At 71.4% G+C, this 17,317-nt stretch carries 14 protein-coding genes and 1 pseudogene; 6 read left to right on the forward strand and 9 right to left on the reverse strand.

Translation table 11 applies throughout. The features are described from left to right. Nucleotides 1–122: 122 nt before the first annotated feature. From ACLQ2T_RS02760 to ACLQ2T_RS02770, 3 genes are all read right to left on the reverse strand, one after another. The gene (locus ACLQ2T_RS02760; RefSeq protein WP_425764854.1) at nt 123–1,034 is read right to left on the reverse strand and encodes a CDP-alcohol phosphatidyltransferase family protein; all 912 of its coding nucleotides are present in this window, start codon (nt 1,032–1,034) and stop codon (nt 123–125) included. A gap of 367 nt (nt 1,035–1,401) precedes the next feature. Continuing rightward, nucleotides 1,402–2,307: an NUDIX hydrolase gene (locus ACLQ2T_RS02765; RefSeq protein ID WP_425764420.1), complete on the reverse strand. Its 906-nt coding sequence runs from the start codon at nt 2,305–2,307 to the stop codon at nt 1,402–1,404. 127 nt (nt 2,308–2,434) lie between these two features. Then, nucleotides 2,435–3,382 carry an NUDIX hydrolase gene (locus ACLQ2T_RS02770; protein WP_327024108.1) on the reverse strand — a complete coding sequence of 316 codons (948 nt, stop codon included), beginning with the start codon at nt 3,380–3,382 and terminating at the stop codon, nt 2,435–2,437. Nucleotides 3,383–3,526: 144 nt separating this feature from the next. Between ACLQ2T_RS02770 and ACLQ2T_RS02775 the strand changes: the two are divergent. Beyond that, nucleotides 3,527–3,829: pseudogene (locus tag ACLQ2T_RS02775) on the forward strand (PspC domain-containing protein); the annotation flags it as partial. Nucleotides 3,830–4,004: 175 nt separating this feature from the next. Here the strand turns inward: ACLQ2T_RS02775 and guaA are convergent. Together guaA and ACLQ2T_RS02785 are read right to left on the reverse strand one after the other, a co-directional pair. Then, nucleotides 4,005–5,561 carry a glutamine-hydrolyzing GMP synthase gene (gene guaA, locus ACLQ2T_RS02780; protein WP_425764421.1) on the reverse strand — a complete coding sequence of 519 codons (1,557 nt, stop codon included), beginning with the start codon at nt 5,559–5,561 and terminating at the stop codon, nt 4,005–4,007. Between the two features lie 155 nt (nt 5,562–5,716). Next, nucleotides 5,717–7,441 carry an FAD-dependent oxidoreductase gene (locus ACLQ2T_RS02785; protein WP_425764422.1) on the reverse strand — a complete coding sequence of 575 codons (1,725 nt, stop codon included), beginning with the start codon at nt 7,439–7,441 and terminating at the stop codon, nt 5,717–5,719. 196 nt (nt 7,442–7,637) lie between these two features. Between ACLQ2T_RS02785 and ACLQ2T_RS02790 the strand changes: the two genes are divergently transcribed. Together ACLQ2T_RS02790 and ACLQ2T_RS02795 are read left to right on the forward strand one after the other, a co-directional pair. Beyond that, entirely contained in the window at nt 7,638–8,750 is a 1,113-nt protein-coding gene (locus ACLQ2T_RS02790; RefSeq protein ID WP_425764423.1) for an LCP family protein, read from the forward strand. Between the two features lie 18 nt (nt 8,751–8,768). After that, nucleotides 8,769–9,488, forward strand: a complete 720-nt coding sequence (locus ACLQ2T_RS02795; protein WP_425764424.1) for a DUF6892 domain-containing protein — start codon at nt 8,769–8,771, stop codon at nt 9,486–9,488. Here ACLQ2T_RS02795 and ACLQ2T_RS02800 read toward each other — a convergent pair. The 3 genes from ACLQ2T_RS02800 to guaB all read right to left on the reverse strand — a co-directional run bounded on the left by ACLQ2T_RS02800 (nt 9,428) and on the right by guaB (nt 13,720). Beyond that, a complete protein-coding gene (locus ACLQ2T_RS02800) occupies nt 9,428–10,834 on the reverse strand; it encodes a M1 family metallopeptidase (RefSeq protein ID WP_425764855.1) in 1,407 nt (468 codons plus the stop codon). The two genes, ACLQ2T_RS02795 and ACLQ2T_RS02800, sit on opposite strands and share 61 nt — an antisense overlap. Nucleotides 10,835–11,008: 174 nt before the next feature. After that, on the reverse strand, nt 11,009–12,127 hold the full coding sequence (locus ACLQ2T_RS02805) for a GuaB3 family IMP dehydrogenase-related protein (protein ID WP_425764425.1): 1,119 nt from the start codon (nt 12,125–12,127) through the stop codon (nt 11,009–11,011). Between the two features lie 30 nt (nt 12,128–12,157). Continuing rightward, nucleotides 12,158–13,720: an IMP dehydrogenase gene (gene guaB / locus ACLQ2T_RS02810; protein WP_425764426.1), complete on the reverse strand. Its 1,563-nt coding sequence runs from the start codon at nt 13,718–13,720 to the stop codon at nt 12,158–12,160. Nucleotides 13,721–13,927: 207 nt separating this feature from the next. Between guaB and ACLQ2T_RS02815 the strand changes: the two genes are divergently transcribed. Further along, nucleotides 13,928–14,338 carry a DUF5319 domain-containing protein gene (locus tag ACLQ2T_RS02815; RefSeq protein ID WP_327024101.1) on the forward strand — a complete coding sequence of 137 codons (411 nt, stop codon included), beginning with the start codon at nt 13,928–13,930 and terminating at the stop codon, nt 14,336–14,338. Nucleotides 14,339–14,526: 188 nt separating this feature from the next. Here ACLQ2T_RS02815 and ACLQ2T_RS02820 read toward each other — a convergent pair whose 3' ends face one another. Continuing rightward, on the reverse strand, nt 14,527–15,324 hold the full coding sequence (locus ACLQ2T_RS02820) for a response regulator transcription factor (protein WP_425764427.1): 798 nt from the start codon (nt 15,322–15,324) through the stop codon (nt 14,527–14,529). A gap of 254 nt (nt 15,325–15,578) precedes the next feature. On the opposite strand from ACLQ2T_RS02820, the gene ACLQ2T_RS02825 reads away from it, so the two are divergent. Further along, nucleotides 15,579–15,962, forward strand: a complete 384-nt coding sequence (locus ACLQ2T_RS02825) for a WhiB family transcriptional regulator (RefSeq protein WP_327024099.1) — start codon at nt 15,579–15,581, stop codon at nt 15,960–15,962. Nucleotides 15,963–16,030: 68 nt separating this feature from the next. Next, entirely contained in the window at nt 16,031–17,251 is a 1,221-nt protein-coding gene (locus ACLQ2T_RS02830; protein WP_425764428.1) for a hypothetical protein, read from the forward strand. The last annotated feature ends 66 nt before the right edge of the window (nt 17,252–17,317 follow it).

The following is a 17,317-nucleotide window of genomic DNA, read 5'->3' on the forward strand; positions in this document are numbered from 1 at the left end:
CCCGGTGGTCGGGCCCGGCGACAAGGTGGTCGGCGGGGCCACCGTCATCGCCCGCTGGCGCTGATCGAGGCCGAGAAAGGGCGCCGCGGTCGACCGCGGCGCCCTTTTCGTCGGTACGGAGATCAGATGGTGCGACGCTGGTGCAGCCAGAGCACCGGCCCGCTGATCAGGTAGCCGATCACGATCAGGCCGAAGGTCAGCCGGACGTCGATCAGGGCACCGATCACCAGAGCCAGCCAGACCCACGGGGGCAGCTTGACCAGCCGGGCGAGCTTGGCGTACGGGAAGCTGCTGACCATGGTGAAGGCGAGCAGGGCCACCCCGGCGATCTGCACCGCGCCGGGCACCGGCAGGCCGATCACCACCATCAGGGCGAGCACTGCCGCCGCCATCGTGGTGGGTACCCCGCTGAAGAAGCGGCCGTCCTGGGGCGAGACGTTGAACCGGGCCAGCCGGATCGCCGCGCAGGCCGCGACGAGGGCGGCGGCCACCCCGGCGGCAGCGGTCGGCACCTCACCGGCCAGCGAGGCGTAGACCACGACGGGCGCGGCCAGGCCGAAGGAGCACATGTCGGCCAGCGAGTCCATCTGGGCGCCGAAGGGGCTGGAGACGCCGAGCTTGCGGGCCAGCGCCCCGTCCAGGCCGTCGAAGGCGACACAGGCGATGAGCAGCAGGGCGGCGAGTCGTACGTTCCCGCCCATGGCGACGAAGATCGCGTTGATGCCCAGCACCAGGCTGGCCAGGGTGCAGGCGTTGACCAGGGCGAACTTCACCCGACGCGCCATGGTCCGCTCACCGGGCAGCAGCGCGCCCGGGGCGGTTGTCGCCTCGTCCCCTGTCGGGGCTTCGACCGGGGCGGTCGGGGCGATCGCCTCGATCCGGGTCCGGTGGAACCGCTTCAGGCCGTAGCGACGGCGGGGACGGTCCGAATACCGGGGCTCGGGCAGAACATCGGCCGCGCCGTGCAGCTCGCCATCGCGGCGGCCGACGCGGACCAGCAGGACCTGACGGGCCAGGCTACCGCTGCGGCGCAGGGGGCCTGTCCAGTTTCGCCCTGCGGGACGCGGGCTGTCAGTAGTACGACGCCGGCGCCATGGGGCTCTCGGCACGCTTCCTCCATCACCGGATCAGCTGGCCGCCTGTGCGGGGCGGGTGTCCGGCTGTCTCGTGCCGGACCTTTCTGGCCCGGCAACCCATTTTGCGGAGTACACCATCGCATAGGCGAGTGGGGATTGGCGATAGCTGCCGGTGGTGCTTATATCTCCCCTAACCGCGCGAACCAGGCAGTTGTTCCCATCTAGGGCTTCATCGCCCGTTTTCCTTCGCCAGCCCTTCCTCCGACTGTACCGGAGATCGTCATCCGGGGCTCCCGAGCAGGCGCCGGGGACCCGGCGGCGAGACTCATCGGGCAGCCCTCAGCGCCTCGGCGGCGATCTCCGTCAGGGGGAGTTCGTGCAGCTCGGAAGGGGTGAACCAGGTGGCGCGGGCGGTGGAGCCACCGGCCAGCTCGGTCACCTCCGGTTCGGTCGGGCGGTCGACCTGCACCCGGTAGACGACTCGGATGCCGTGCCAGTCGATCGGGTAGCCCTCCGGACCCAGCGCGGCGGGATTGTGCAGGTTGTCCAGCCCGATGAGCTCGCTCACTCGACCCAGTTGGCCGGATTCCTCCACCAGTTCCCGTAGCAGGGCGGTCACCGGCTGCTCACCATGATCCGTACCGCCACCCGGCAGGTGCCACTGTCCGGCACCCGGATAGCCCTCCGCGATCAACGCCAGCAGCACCCGCCCGGCGGGGTCGGTGACCAACCCGTACGCCCCGAAGCGCTGCCGTCGAGCGGCCTGGGGTGCGACGAAGGGCTCCCGCCGACGCAGCGCCCCGGACGGCAGGGGTACGACCGGCAGGGCCAGCGCCTCGGCGGTGAACGGCAGCAGCGGCAACCCGGCCGCCTCCTGCGGCGCCAGCCAGCGCGCCAGATCGGTCGTGCCGTCCCGTTCGGCGCGCAGCGTGCCACCCACGGCCGTCAACTCGAACAGCACCCGATCGGTGTGCAGCGCGACCCCCAGGTCGGGGTACGGCACCACGTCGGCGACCACCGACCGCAACCCGGCCACCTCGACGACCAGCCCGGTCTCCTCGGCCACCTCGCGCAGTACCGCCTGCGCCGGATGCTCGGCATGTTCCAGCCCACCGCCCGGCAACGACCACACGCCCGGGAAGTCGGCCCGCTCGGAGCCCCGTACCAGCAGCACCCGCCCCTCGGGGTCGCGCAGCACGCCGTACGCCCCCACCCGCCGCATCTGCTCCACACCGACTCCCGCCCACGACCGCCTCCGGCCGCCCGGCCGTTGTCGGTCAGTTGTCGCCACCCGTCGTGACGTGCCCCGACAATAACTTCATGATCGTGTGGCCGGGCGGGGAGTGGGTGGGCCGGGGTCAGGTCAGGCGGGCGGCCTGGACGGCTTCCGCGGTCACCTCGGTGAGCCGGTCGGTGGGGAGGGCACCGAGTTCCTCGCGGGCGAACCAGCGAGCCTCACAGGTGGAGCCACCGACGTCGGCGACCGTGGGGGGAGCCGGCTTGTCGACGACCACCCGGTAGAAGGCGCGTACCCCGTGCCAGTCGATCGGGTAGCCCTCCGGGCCCAGGGAGGCCGCGTCCCGGTGACTGGCAACCCCGAGCAGCCCGACCAGGCGCCCGGTCTGCCCGGTCTCCTCGACCAGTTCCCGGATCAGGGCGGCACCCGGCTGCTCGCCATAGTCCGTACCGCCCCCCGGCAGATGCCAGCAACCCGCGCCCGGGTAGCCGTCCGAGACCCGGGTCAACAGCACCCGGTCATCCGGATCGGTGACCACCGCGTACGCGGCGAAGCGCTGCGCCCGGTGCAGACCGTCCGGGCCCGGTACGGCGTAGAAGGAGGGGAACTCCGGCGGCTCGTCGGGCACGATGTCCGCCGAGGAGGTCGGCAGCCCCAGGGCCCGGGCGGTGAACGAGCGCAGGGGCAGCTGCCGGGCCTCCTCGCGGGTGAACCAGCGGGCCAGATCGGTCGGCCGGTCGACCCGGTCGGTCAGCGAACCACCCCGGACCGAGACCTGGTAGACCAGCCGGTCGGTGTGGATGGTGATGCCACGTTCGGGCAGCGCCCGCATGTCGGCGAGGACGTCATGAAGGCCGGCGACGGAGACCGACAAGCCGGTCTCGGCGGCGGTCTCGCGCACGACGGTGTGCTTGGGATCCTCGCCGTGGTCGACCGCCCCGCCGGGCAGGGACCACGTACCAGGTGTGCCGGAGCGCTCGGAGGCGCGGACCAGCAACACTCGGTCTACCGAATCAGTACAGACTGCGTATGCCGCGATCCTGCGAAGCGGCTCCAGCATGGTGGTCACGGGGTGAAATTCTCCCTCCGGCCCGTTAAGGCTGCGGAAAAGAGTCGGATTCCTGACTGATTACTTACCCCTGAGAGGCAAGTCAGGGTATTGATCCGGGCGGTCACCGAGGTCGATGCGCCCCGCGGCGAGGACCGTGGAGGCATGACTTCCACACCCCAGGCCCCGTACAAGCAACTACGCCGCCCGAAGACCGACCGGATGGTCGCCGGGGTGGCCAGCGGCCTAGGCCGCTACTTCGCGGTCGACCCGAACCTGGTCCGGGTCGTCTTCGCGGTCGCCACCCTGCTCACCGGCGGGATCGCCGCACTGGCGTACCCGATCATGTGGTTCCTGATGCCGGAGGAGCCGGCCAGCGCGCCGGCCTGGCCGCACCCGGCGGGCCCCGCGCCACAGGGTCCGGCCGGCGGCCCGCCACACCCTGCCGGACCGCCGTACCCTGCCGGACCGGCAGGCCCGCACCCGGCGTGGCCCTTTCCCGCCCCCGGCGCACCGACGCCGCAGTCCGGCCCGGTGACACCGACGTCCCAGCCCGGTCTGGTCACACCGGCGCCCCAGTCCGGCCTGGTGACGCCGGAGCCGCAGCCCCGGACGGCGCCTCAGCCGCCGGTGTGAGTCGGCCTCACTCCCACTCGATGGTGCCCGGCGGCTTGCTGGTCACGTCCAGGACCACCCGGTTCACCTCGGCTACCTCGTTGGTGATCCGGGTGGAGATCCGGGCGATGACGTCGTAGGGCAGCCGGGACCAGTCGGCCGTCATCGCGTCCTCGCTGGAGACCGGACGCAGCACCACGGGGTGACCGTAGGTGCGCCCGTCGCCCTGCACCCCTACGCTGCGTACGTCGGCCAGCAGCACCACCGGGAACTGCCACACGTCCCGGTCCAGGCCGGCGGCGCTCAACTCCTGCCGGGCGATGAAGTCGGCCCGGCGCAACACGTCCAGGCGCTCCTGGTCGACCGCGCCGATGATCCGGATGGCCAGGCCGGGGCCCGGGAAGGGGTGCCGCCAGACCATCGCCTCGGGCAGGCCGAGTTGCAGACCGAGGGTACGAACCTCGTCCTTGAACAGCGTGCGCAGCGGCTCGACCAGGGCGAACTTCAGGTCCTCCGGCAGCCCGCCGACGTTGTGGTGACTCTTGATGTTGGCAGTGCCGGTGCCGCCGCCGGACTCGACCACATCCGGGTAGAGGGTGCCCTGCACCAGGAACTCGACATCACCGTGCGAGGCGATCTCCCGGGCGGCGGCCTCGAAGACCCGGATGAACTCCCGGCCGATGATCTTGCGCTTCTGCTCCGGGTCGGTCACCCCGGCCAGCGCGCCGAGGAACCGGTCAGTCGCGTCGACCACCTTGAGCTTGATGCCGGTGGCCGCCACGTAGTCCTTCTCCACCTGCTCGGCCTCGCCGGCCCGCAGCAGGCCGTGGTCGACGAAGACACAGGTGAGCTGGTCACCGACGGCCTTGTGCACCAGGGCGGCGGCGACTGCGGAGTCCACCCCGCCGCTGAGGCCGCAGATGACCTCCTTGTCACCGACCTGGGCGCGGATGCGGGCCACCTGCTCGTCGATGATGTTCTCGGGCGTCCAGGTGGGCTCGATCCCGGCGATCTCGTACAGGAAACGGGTCAGCATCTCCTGCCCGTACGCGGTGTGTCCCACCTCGGGGTGGAACTGCACACCGGCCCGGCGCCCGGCCAAGTCCTCGAAGGCGGCGACCGGTGCGCCGGCGGACTCGGCGGTCACCGTGAAGCCCTCCGGCGCCTCGGTGACACAGTCGCCGTGGCTCATCCAGACCGGCAGGTCGGCCGGCAGATCCCGGAGCAGCACCCCGGGGTCCAGCAGGCGGGGCCGCAGCGGGGTGCCGCCGTACTCCCGGTTGCCGGTGCGTGCCACCGTGCCGCCCAGGGCCCGGGCCATCGCCTGGAAGCCGTAGCAGATGCCGAAGACCGGCACCCCGGTGGTGAACAGCCCGTCGTCGACCTGCGGAGCGTTCGGCTCGTAGACGCTGGCCGGACCGCCGGACAGGATGATCGCGGCCGGATCCTTGGCCAGCATCTCGGCCACCGGCATGGAGTGCGGCACGATCTCGGAGTAGACCTTGGCCTCACGCACTCGACGGGCGATCAGCTGGGCGTACTGGGCACCGAAGTCGACCACCAGGACAGGACGCGGCAGGCTCATGTGCAGCAAGCCTACCCACCGTCACCCCCTCCCCCACCCCCACCCCACCTCCCGCTCACTCCCCGCTCGCCGCTCACCCCCACCCCACCCCCGCCCCACCCCCGCCCCGCCGATCTTGCACTTTTCGTCGGGGCGAAAGGTATATAAGCCGCGCATCAGCGACCAAAAGTGCAAGATCGACGAGGAGATCGGGGTGCGGGGTTTGCGGGGTGGGTGCGGCTGTCAGGGGGTGGGTGGGGGATGGGGGGTAGGGGGTTGTAGGGGGTGCCCAGTGGGGGGCGGGGGTCGGGGGTGTTCTTGTGGGGCCAGAGGGACATGGCGCGTTCGGCCTGGGCGGTGATGGTGAGGGAGGGGTTGACGCCCAGGTTGGCCGAGACGGCGGCGCCGTCGACGACATGCAGGCCGGGGTGGCCGTAGACCCGGTGGTACGGGTCGATGACCCCCTCCTCCGGGGTCGCGCCGATCACCGCGCCGCCGAGGATGTGGGCGGTCATCGGGATGTCGAACGGCTCGGTCAGGGCACCGCCGGGGGTGCCGCCGATCTCCTCGGCCAGCAGTCGGGCCGCCCGGTTGCCGACCGGGATCCAGGTCGGGTTGGGCTCGCCGTGGCCGGGGGCGGCGACCAGTCGGGGACCCCACAGGCCGCGCCGCAGCCGGGTGGTCAGCGAGTTGTCCGCCGACTGCATCACCAGGGCGATCACCGTACGGGTCGACCAGTTCCGCACCGACAGGGTCCGGGCTGTCTGCCCGGGGTGCCGCAGCAGTTGACCCAGCCAGCGGCGGACCCGGTGTGGCCCGCCGTCGACCAGCAGGGACTGGAGCAGGCCCATCGCGTTGGAGCCTCGGCCGTAGCGGACCGGCTCGATGTGGGTCTGCGGGTCGGGGTGGAAGGAACTGGTGATGGCCACCCCCTCGGTGTAGTCGACTCCGCTGGCGCGGGCCTGGCGTTGGGACACCGAGGCGCCGAGGATGGCCTCCGAGTTGGTACGGGTCAGCTCCCCCAGCCGAGGCGACAGCCGGGGCAGGGCGCCCCGCTCCCGCATCTCGTGCAGCAGGCGTTGGGTGCCCAGGGCACCGGCGGCGAAGATCACCTGGTCGGCGTGGATCACCTGCCGGCGCTTGCGCAGCCAGGCGCCGGTGCATTCGGTGTGCACGGCGTACCCGTCGCCGGAAGGCCGCACGGCGGTCACCGTGGTCAGCGGGTGCACCCGGACCCCGAGCCGTTCGGCCAGCCACAGGTAGTTCTTGACCAGGGTGTTCTTCGCGCCGTACCGGCAGCCGGTCATGCAGCCACCACAGTTGGTGCAGCCGGTACGCTCCGGCCCGGCACCCCCGAAGTAGGGGTCGGCGACCCGCTCCCCCGGCCGCCCGATGTACACCCCGACCGGGGTGGCGTGGAAGGTGTCCCCCACCCCCAGCCGGTCGGCCACCCGCCGCATCGCCCGGTCCGCGGGGGTGACGAAGGGGTACGTGGTCACCCCGAGCATCCGTTTCGCCTGCGCGAAGTGCGGGGCCAGTTCGGCCCGCCAGTCGGTGATGTCCCGCCACTGGGGGTCGGCGTAGAAGGCGTCCAGGGGTTCGTACAGGGTGTTGGCGTACACCAGCGAGCCGCCGCCGACCCCGGACCCGGACAGCACCAGCACCCCGCCCCCGGCGCGCCGGTCGGCCGCCCGCAGCAGGGTGATCCGTTGCAGGCCGAAGCAGCCCAGCTTCGGGGCCCAGAGGAACCTGCGCAGTTGCCAGGAGGTCTTCGGGAACTCGTCGTCGGCGAACCGCCGGCCCGCCTCCAGGACCCCGACCGTGTAGCCCTTCTCGGCCAGCCGAAGCGCGGCCACGCTACCGCCGAAGCCCGACCCGATGACGACCACGTCGTACCGCATACGGGCATCATTACTCTCGGGTAGCCCTCGCGCCAGCAGCTATGCGGGCGGCATCATGCTGCCCAGCCAGATCGGCAGGCCCGGCGGGGGTGGGTCCCGGCGAGATCGAAGCCAGGCCGGCTGCGCCGATTCGAGAGGCAACCCTGAGCCCACCTCACGGCGTTGGATCGACAGTTGTTCGAAGGAGGCGGGAGAGATGGGGCTCGGAGTCGACCGGAGACGGCTGACCCTGGTGCTGGCCGCTCTGGTCACGGTGGCGGTGGTGGCCGTCGGTGCGGTGGTCATCACCCGGACCGTCGGCACCGACCGGAGCACACCGACCGCGGCGCCGTCCGGCTCCGGGTCGCCCGAGGTGCCACCGAGCCCGAGCCCGAGCGCCCCGCCGCCGGGCGCCGACATCACCGGTCCGCTCAACCTGCTGCTGGTCGGCATCGACACCCGGGTCAGCGTGCCGGGTTGGGAGCCGCACGCCGACGCGGTGCTCATCCTGCACGTACCGGCGGGGTTGTCCCGGGGGTACCTCTTCTCCCTCCCCCGCGACCTGGTGGTGGACATCCCGGCCTTCGAGCCGGCCGGCTACCGGGGCGGGCGGACGAAGCTGACAAACGCGATGAGTTACGGCAGTCGGGTCCCGGACCGGCCGAAGCAACCCGACCCCGCCCAGGGGTACGAACTGCTCAGCCAGGTGGTCAGCGAGTACACCGGGCTGCGCCTGGACGCCGGGGCGGTGCTCACCTTCGGCGGGTTCGACGAGTTGGTGGACAGTCTCGGCGGCGTCGACATCACCGTCGAGCAGCGGGTGGTCTCGCGGCATCGTCAGCCGGACGGCAAGCACCGCTCCCCCGGCCCGGGGGTCGGCGGGTACGTGGGGCCGCAGATGGTCTACGAGCCCGGGGACCGACACCTCAACGGCTGGCAGGCGCTGGACTACGCCCGCCAGCGTTACCTGCCCGGTGGCGACTACACCCGGCAACGCCACCAGCAGCAGTTGATCCGGTCGCTGGTCGGCAAGATCCTCGACACCGACCTGGCCCGGCAACCGGAGCAGGTGGAACGGGTGGTGGCGGCCCTCGGCGACATGCTGCTCTACGTCGGTGGACGGCGGATCGTGGAGTTCGCGTACGCCCTGGGTGGGTTGTCCCCGGAGGCACTGACCCCGATCACCCTGCCTGGGGCGGCGATCGGTCGGGGCAACGCCTACCGGGGCGAGGAACTGACCGCTACCGGTCGTCGGTTCCTCACCGAGTTGCGGGCCGGCCGGGTAGACGAGTTCCTCGCCGAGCACCCGAAACTGGTGGTGCCCCGATAGCGCGATACGGTCAAGATCGTGGATCTCGTCTTCCCCGACCGTGGCCTGCACCTCGGCGTGCTGAACGCCCTGCTGACCTCAGGTGCCCTCGACTCGGCCGACCTCGTGGCGATCGTGGAGTCGACCGGGCCGGACGGCCCGGACGACGGCTATCCCGGCCCCGGTCCACGCCTGGCGAGGTCGCTGGACCTGCTGCACGCCGTCGCGGTGCCCGCCACCGAGGCGGCGGCGATCACCCACCTGTACTTCGACGGTGGCAACGAGATCTACCTGCTCATCGAGAAGACCCTGGACATCGACACCGGCGGTGAGTCCGACGACTACAACGTGACATCGCTGGAGGGCATCCAGGCCCTGTCCGGCCTGGAGTCGTTGGATCTGGACGGCCACGGCTACCGCTCGACCCCCTTGGACCTGACCCCGCTGACCGGCCACCCCAGGTTGTCGGTGCTGCGACTGACCGGCTTCTGCTCCTCGGCTGCGCTGGAGTCACTACCGCAACTGCGCAACCTGGACGTCCACTACGCCGACCTCGACGAACCGGAGGTCGCGGACCGTCTGGCGGCTCGCGGCGTGACGGTCCGCCACAGTTGGCGCCGGGAGCATGCCGTCCGCCGGGCGCTGCGCCGCCGGGCGGCCAGTCAGGGCGGGGCGGCCAGTCAGGGCGCGGCGGCGGGTCAGGGCAGTGGCGGTGCGGTGGTCCCGGACAGCCAGGCGTCGAAGAACGAGCCCAACTGACGCCCGGAGATCCGCTCGGCCAGGGCGATGAAGTCCTCGGTGGTAGCGGTGCGGTCCCGCCGCTCGCTGGTCCAGGTCCGCAGGATCTGGAAGAAGGCCTCATCACCGACGGTACGCCGAAGCGCGTGCACGACCACCGGACCCCGCCGATAGACGGCGGTGCTGAACATCTGGTCGGGGCCGGGATCCAGGGCGGGTTGGGACCAGTTCGTCCAGTCGTACTGCTGCTCGAAGGTCTGCTGAGCGCTGCGCCCGCCGTCGTGTTCAGTCCAGAGCCACTCGGCGTAGCTGGCCAAGCCCTCGTTGAGCCAGATGTCGCTCCACCGCTTCAGGGCCACGCTGTTGCCGAACCACTGGTGCGCCACCTCGTGGACGACCACTGTGTAGTTGGGCTGGCCGCTGCGGAAGAAGCCCGGCCCGTAGACCGGCCGGGACTGGGTCTCCAGCGCGTACCCGATCCTCGGGTCGGTCACCGCCACCCCGCCGTACGACTCGAAGGGGTACGGCCCGAAGAGACCGGCCAGGAAGTCGGCGATCTCCCCGGTACGCGACAGGGTCCGGGCCTGCGGACCGGTGGCCGGCACAGCGGCGGGTACGGCGGTGACCATCGGCTTGCCATCGTGGGTGGCGACATTCAGCCGGTAGTCGCCGATCACCAGAGTGGTCAGGTAACTGGCCATCGGTGACCGTTCCGCCCAACGCCAGGTCGTCCACCCGTCGGCCGTGGTCCGCTCCCCCGGCACCCCGTTGCTCAGCGCGGCCAGCCCCTGCGGAACGGTCACCTCGATGTCGTAGGTCGCCTTGTCGGAGGGGTGGTCGTTGACCGGGAACCAGGTGGCCGCCGAGTGCGGCTGCCCCAGGGCGATCGCCCCGTCGTCGGTGTGGTGGAAGCCGCTGCCGCCCAGCACCCCGTCTCCGATCGCCTGGGGTATCCCGCCGTAGCCCACCTCGACGGTGAAGCGGCTCAGGTTCTTCAGTCTCCGGCCAGGGGTGACGATCAGCTCGCCGTCGTCCTGCCGATGCTCGGCCACGTCACCGTCCACAGTGACGTGATCGACCTGGAGACCGGTCAGGTCCAGGTTGAACCGGGACAGGTTCTGGGTGGCGGTCGCCGTGACGACGGCCTGCCCGGTGAGCCGGTCCTCGGCCGGGTCGTAGCGCACCTTCAGTCGGTAGTGGTCCACGTCGTAGCCACCGTTGCCGCTGCCCGGGGCGTACGGATCGGCGAGGTCCACACTGCCCGGCCGGAACCCGTCGTCACTGTCCCCTGTGCAGCCGACCAGGACAACGGCAGCCACCACCGCGACCGCCGTCGCCCGCACCCCCCGCCCAACCACCCGGTTCACCCCAGTCACTCGCCGAGCCTACCGCCGCCAGCCCTCGCCGATCATGCACTTACGGTCGCGGCGAACCATCCCGAACCACCACGAACCGGCGACCAGAAGTGCATGATCGACGGGGCGAGGGGGCGCGGGGCGAGGGCGCGGAGGGGTGCGGGTGCGGGTGCGGGTGGGGTGGGGTCAGCGGTCTAGGACCAGGCCTACTTTTTGGAATTCCTTGAGGTCGCGGTAGCCGCACTTGGCCATGGCGCGGCGGAGGCCGCCGAAGAGGTTGAGTTGACCGTCGGGCTCGTCGGCCGGGCCGAAGAGAAGACGTTCCATCGAGCCGATGGAACCACCGGCGGTCTCGAAGGCACCCCGGGGCAGGGAGGGGTGGCTGGCCGCCGAGTGCCACCAGGCACCACCGGCCGGGGCCTCGTCGCAGAGCGACAGCGGCTCGCCGAGCATCACCGCGTCCGCCCCGCAGCCGAGAGCCTTGGCGATGTCCCCGGAGGTACGGATGTCCCCGTCGGCGATCAGGTGCACGTACCGGCCGCCGGTCTCGTCCAGGTAGTCCCGCCGGGCGGCGGCGGCGTCGGCGATGGCGGTGGCCATCGGCACCCGGATGCCGAGCACCGACTCGGTGGTGGACCACTCGTCGCCACCGATGCCGACGATCACACCGGCCGCGCCGGTACGCATCAGGTGCAGGGCGGTCTTGTAGTCCGTGCAGCCGCCGACGATGACCGGCAGGTCCAGGTCGGCGATGAACTCCTTGAGGTTCAGCGGCTCGTCCGTGGTCGAGACGTGCTCGGCCGAGACGATGGTGCCCTGGATGACCAGGATGTCCACGCCGGCGTCGAGGATGACCGGGGCCAACGCCAGGGTGTGCTGCGGGGAGACCCGTACCGCCACCGTGCCGCCACCGGCACGCAGCTCACGGACCCGCTCGGTGATCAGATCGGGCCGGATCGGCTCGGCGTACACCTCCTGGAGCCGCTTGGTGGCGCGGGCGTCCTCGTCCAGTCCGGCCAGCTCCTCCAGCACCTTGCTGGGGTTCTCGTAGCGGGTCCACAACCCTTCGACGTTGAGCACCCCCAGGCCACCGAGCTGGCCCAGTCGCACTGCGGAGGCCGGGCTCATCGTCGCGTCCGAGGGGTGCCCCACGCAGGGGATGCCGAACTGGTACGCGTCCAACTGCCAGCCGGTGGAGACGTCGTCCACGTCCCGGGTACGACGGCTCGGCACGATGGCGATGTCGTCCAGGTGGTATCCGCGCTGCGCGGTCTTGCCCAGCCCGATCTCGACCACGTCACGCATGGGGGGCTCCAGTTTCCAACGAAAGGGGTGTCAGCGGGTGTGGTAGTTCGGTGCCTCGACGGTCATCTGGATGTCGTGCGGGTGGCTCTCCTTGAGCCCGGCCGCGGTGATCCGGATCAACTGGCCACGCTGGTGCAGTTCGCTGATGCTCTCCGCGCCCGCGTACCCCATCGCCAGCCGCAGCCCACCGACCAACTGGTGGGCCATCCGGGACAGCGGCCCACGGTAGGGCACCTGGCCCTCGACACCCTCCGGGACCAGCTTCTCGTCGCTGGTCACGTCCTGCTGGAAGTAACGGTCCTTGGAGTACGACTTCGCCTGCCCACGCGACTGCATCGCGCCGAGCGAACCCATCCCCCGGTACGCCTTGAACTGCTTGCCGTTGACGAAGATCAACTCACCGGGGCTCTCCTCGCAGCCGGCCAGCAGGCTGCCGAGCATCACCGTGTCGGCCCCGGCGACCATCGCCTTGGCGATGTCGCCGGAGTACTGGATGCCACCGTCGCCGATCACCGGCACCCCGGCCGGACGGGCCGCCCGGGCGGCCTCCATGATCGCGGTGATCTGCGGCACCCCGACACCGGCCACGATCCGGGTGGTGCAGATGGCACCCGGGCCCACGCCCACCTTCACCCCGTCGGCACCGGCGTCCACGAGGGCCTTGGCCCCGGCGTAGGTGGCCACGTTGCCGCCGACGATGTCGATGGCGACGTCCTTCTTCAGCCGGGCGACCATCTCCAGCACGGCCCGCTGGTGGCCGTGGGCGGTGTCCACGATCAGCACGTCGACCCCGGCGTCGACGAGCACCCGGGCCCGCTTGTAGGCGTCCTCGCCGACCCCGATCGCCGCGGCCACCCGCAGTCGACCGGCGTCGTCCTTGGTGGCGTTCGGGTACTGCTCGCTCTTGGTGAAGTCCTTGACGGTGATCAGCCCGCGCAGCTTGCCGGCACCGTCGACGATCGGCAGCTTCTCGACCTTGTGCTGGCGCAGCAGACCCAGCGCCTCGTCCTTGCTGACCCCTACCGGCGCGGTGACCAGGGGGGACCGGGTCATGATGTCGCGGACCGGGGTGGCCGGGTCGGAGACGAACCGCATGTCCCGGTTGGTGACGATGCCGACCAACTGCCCCTGCGCGTCCACCACCGGCACGCCGGAGATCCGGTAACGCCCACAGAGCTGGTCGACCTCGCGCAGGGTGTCGTCCGGGCTGGCGGTCACCGGATTGGTGATCATGCCCGACTCGGAACGCTTCACCAGGTCGACCTGGAGCGCCTGATCCTCCACGGAGAGGTTGCGGTGCAGCACACCGATGCCGCCCTGGCGGGCCATCGCGATCGCCATCCGGGCCTCGGTCACCGTGTCCATCGCGCTGGACAGCAGCGGGATGGAGAGGGTGACGTTGCGGGTCAACCGGGTGACGGTATTCACCCGGCTGGGCACCACGTCCGACTCGCCGGGCTGGAGCAGCACGTCGTCGAAGGTCAGCCCCAAGGGCACCACCCGGGCCGAGCCCGCGGGCAGCTCGGGCAGATGACCGCCCAGCTCGCCAGCCTCGGCGCTGGCGGAAAGGTCGATCTGGGGCGAAATCTCCACGATTGCTCTCCTGAGCTGCTCGATCGGGCTTCAGTGAGGTGGCTTGGCGGCACCGGCTACTGCCAGGCAGGAAGGCGTCGCCCCCATCGTACCTAGTGGCTCCGGTGGCACCCGCGTCCGGCGGTCCACCCGGCGAGGCAACGTCTTCGGCCTGCCTTGCGCGAAGGGGGACGGGCATCGGCGGGTGCTTAGGTCTACGGTGAGGGGGTGCAAGACGAGCCCATCGACCCCTTCACCGGTGATCCCGCCGATCCGGCAGCCGGGTTGGACGACCCTGACCGCGACTCCGCGATCGACCCGCTGACCGACGTCGAACGCCAGGACGTACTGGAGGATCTCGCCGATCTGGAGATCTACCAGGCACTGCTCGCACCGATCGGGGTGCGCGGGCTCGTCATCGAGTGCGAGGACTGCCGGGAGCCGCACTACTTCGACTGGGACCTGCTGCGGGGCAACCTGCGGCACCTGCTCAGCTCCGGGCGACCCCGGGTGCACGAACCGGCCTTCGACCCGGATCCAGATCACTACGTCACCTGGGACTACGCGCGCGGCTACGCCGACGGGGTGCACGACACCCTGAGCGAGGGCACCGAGGACGAGGCCACCTCCCGGGACTGACCCGCCCCGCCCCACACACCCACGCACGCCCGGCCGCCGCATGGCGCCCGGAAGCACAACCCGACCGGCGTACGCCCGGCAGCCGCATGCCCGGCAACCGCATGCCCGGCAACCGCATGCCCGGCAACCGCATGCCCGGCAACCGCATGCCCGGCGGGCCGATGCGTGTCGGGGCGGTGTAGTGGGCGTCAGGCGACCAGGCCGGCTCGGAAGCCGGCGGCCACCGCGTGGGCCCGGTCCCGGGCCCCGAGCTTGCGGAACAGCCGTCGGGCGTGGGTCTTCACGGTGTCCTCGGAGACGAACAGCTCCCGGCCGATCTCGGCGTTGCTCTTGCCCTCGGCCATGCCCAGCAGCACCTGCAACTCGCGTTCGGTGAGCCCGACCGTGGACCGGTCGGCGCGGGGCGGCCGGGCGACAGTGCCCGCCTCGGCCGCGGCCTCCGGCTCGGCCGGGTCCTCGCCCCGCTGCACCGGCACCACCGCCGGGCCACCGGCCGGGTCCGTGGCCGGCCAGGTCGGGGAACTCTCCCCGGCGGGCCGACCGTTGGGTGCCGGCCGGGTACTGCCCACCGTGGCGGTGTCCCGGGCGGGGTCGGCGATCCGGTGCCGGTTGGCCCGGCCGGGCGCGGCCAACAGCAGCAGGGCCTTGGCGACCGCGCTGGTCAGGTCGTGGTCGACGCCCTGGATCAGGCCGCGCGCTCCAGCGTGGATGGTCGCTGCGGCGGCCTCGGACTCCTCCATGCCGAGCAGCAGGACGGCGGCCTGCGGCGCGCGGGCCAGCACCCGCCGGACGAAGCCGGCGCTGTCCGGTCGGGTGAGGGCGGTGTCGGCGAGCACCACGTCGGCGGGACGCTCGGCCAGTCGCAGCATCACCTCGGGATCGGAGACGGCCGTCCGGACAGCACCGGACAACCCCAGCCGCGCCGCTGCGGAAGTCAAGTGCTGTGCAGCGAGCGGCGTCCGAACGCACACAAGAACGGTACGCACAACGATCTCCTCTCCGCAGACGAGCAGACCATGGCCGGGCATCCTCGGGAGGAGGTTCCGGGCAATCCTCCCAACTTTTCCGACAGATAGGTCATTTGCCCCAAGTCGCCGAAGCGTTTTGATCACAAGACGTGTGAGCCGACAACAGTGGGGGTACCGGGGGCTCAAGGCCGGGAACGGTGCCCTGCGCGGCCCGCCACCCGGACAGCCGGCCAACAAGCATCTCGCGGTGCCGCGCGAGAGGAGGGGTGCTGATGTCGAACGTACGTAGACTTCCCGGACCCATCGTCGACCTCTGGGACTGGCAACGGCTGGGCGCCTGCCGAGGCCGGGACAGCGCGCAGTTCTTCCACCCAGACGGCGAGCGGGGCTCGTCGCGGCTGCGCCGGGAGTCGGGAGCCAAGGCCGTCTGCCGCGCCTGCCCGGTACGGGCCGAGTGCGCCGCGCACGCCCTGACCGTGCGGGAGCCGTACGGGGTGTGGGGCGGCTTCAGCGAATCCGAGCGGCTGCGGCTGCTGGCGGTCGGCTGGGAGGATCTCGCCGACCGTCGACAGACCCGGGTGGACGTGGCCCGGCTGGAGGCCCGGCTGGGCAGCAGCCACCGGTCGACCCTCCCCACCCAACGCAACGTCGCCTGATCCACCCGTAACCACCGCTGCCGCGCCCTGTTCAGGGCGCGGCAGCGTGCTTGCGGCACCATGGCGTGATGTCACTCGATCTCCCCGCGCCCGGACTGGTCTGGAACCGCTGGGCCCTGTTCGCCAGCGCCCTGTCCGCCCTGGGTGTCGACGATGTCCACAGGTGTGCCGACGATGGCGCCCACCACGACGACCACGGCGGAAACTGGTGCCGACTGGTCCTCGTCGAGGGTGGGCGGGCGGTGATCTTCGGCTACGACCACGAGTACAGCGAGACCGTGCACCTCACGCCCTCGATCGACCTGCTCGCCGACGCCCCGGCCTGGTTGCCCTGGCCGGAGTTGGTCCGTTGGCAGGGCGAGGACCAGCTCGGCTTCGTCTACTGGTACGAGAACGGCACCTGGTCCCGGGTGGGGTACCCGGAGGAGGATCTGCCGGACGGCCTGCTCGCCATCGCCCGTGCGGTGCTCGACCCCGAGCGGGCCCGGCAGCAGCTCGGCGAGATGGTCTTCGATTGGGGCAAACACGAGCGGGACGACCCGGCCGAGCGGTCGGCGGTCGCCGAGGCCGCCACCCGGCTGCTCGCCGCGGCCGAAACCGGTGCCCTGGAGGTGGCGGACCTGGACGGGCTACTGGGTCGGCTGCCGGCCGACACCGTGAACCTGACCGCCGCCATGACGGTCGCGCAGGCTGCCGGGATCACCCCCGGCAGCGGGGCCCCGCCGGTGGTACCGGCCGGCACCATCGTCCCGCCCCGCCGGATCCGGGTGCTCAGTGAGGACGGCCACGAGGAGTTGGTGCGCTCCGCGATGCGCGAGGAGCCGGAGCGGCAACGGCCCGAGCCGACGCCGGGAGCGGAGTTGGCGGCCCTGGTGGACCTGGTACGCGCACAGGCGCCCGCCGAGGATGGTTGCTGCACCCTGATCGTCGGGGTCACCGACAGCAGCCTCGGCACCCAGCCGGGCCCTCGACCGCCGCGTGCCCTCGCCGGGCGGCAGACCGACTGGGCGGGGTTCGACGAGATCACCCACTCGGTACGCGCGTTGCGGAAGGCGGAGACCCACCCGCAGTACGGGCGTTGGTTCTTCCTTCGGCTGGCGACCACGACCGACGGCTACACCGTCGAGCGGCGCCACGACTCCTGGCCGGACTGGTTCCCGGCCAAGCGCTACACCCTGAGCCTCACCGACCTGCGGTCGGAGCTGGCCCGTCGGGCACCGGAATATCACCCCTCCTGGACACCCCTGCTCGACCCCGAGGTCGCCTGGCGGGAGGTGCCCGGCAGCTGACAGTCGTCACGCGGTACGGCGGGTGCTCCGGGGGAGCGGCGCACCCGCCGTACCGTGTCGCGGACT

It is taken from the genome of Micromonospora sp. DT229, assembly GCF_049844505.1.
Classification (GTDB): Bacteria; Actinomycetota; Actinomycetes; order Mycobacteriales; family Micromonosporaceae; genus Micromonospora.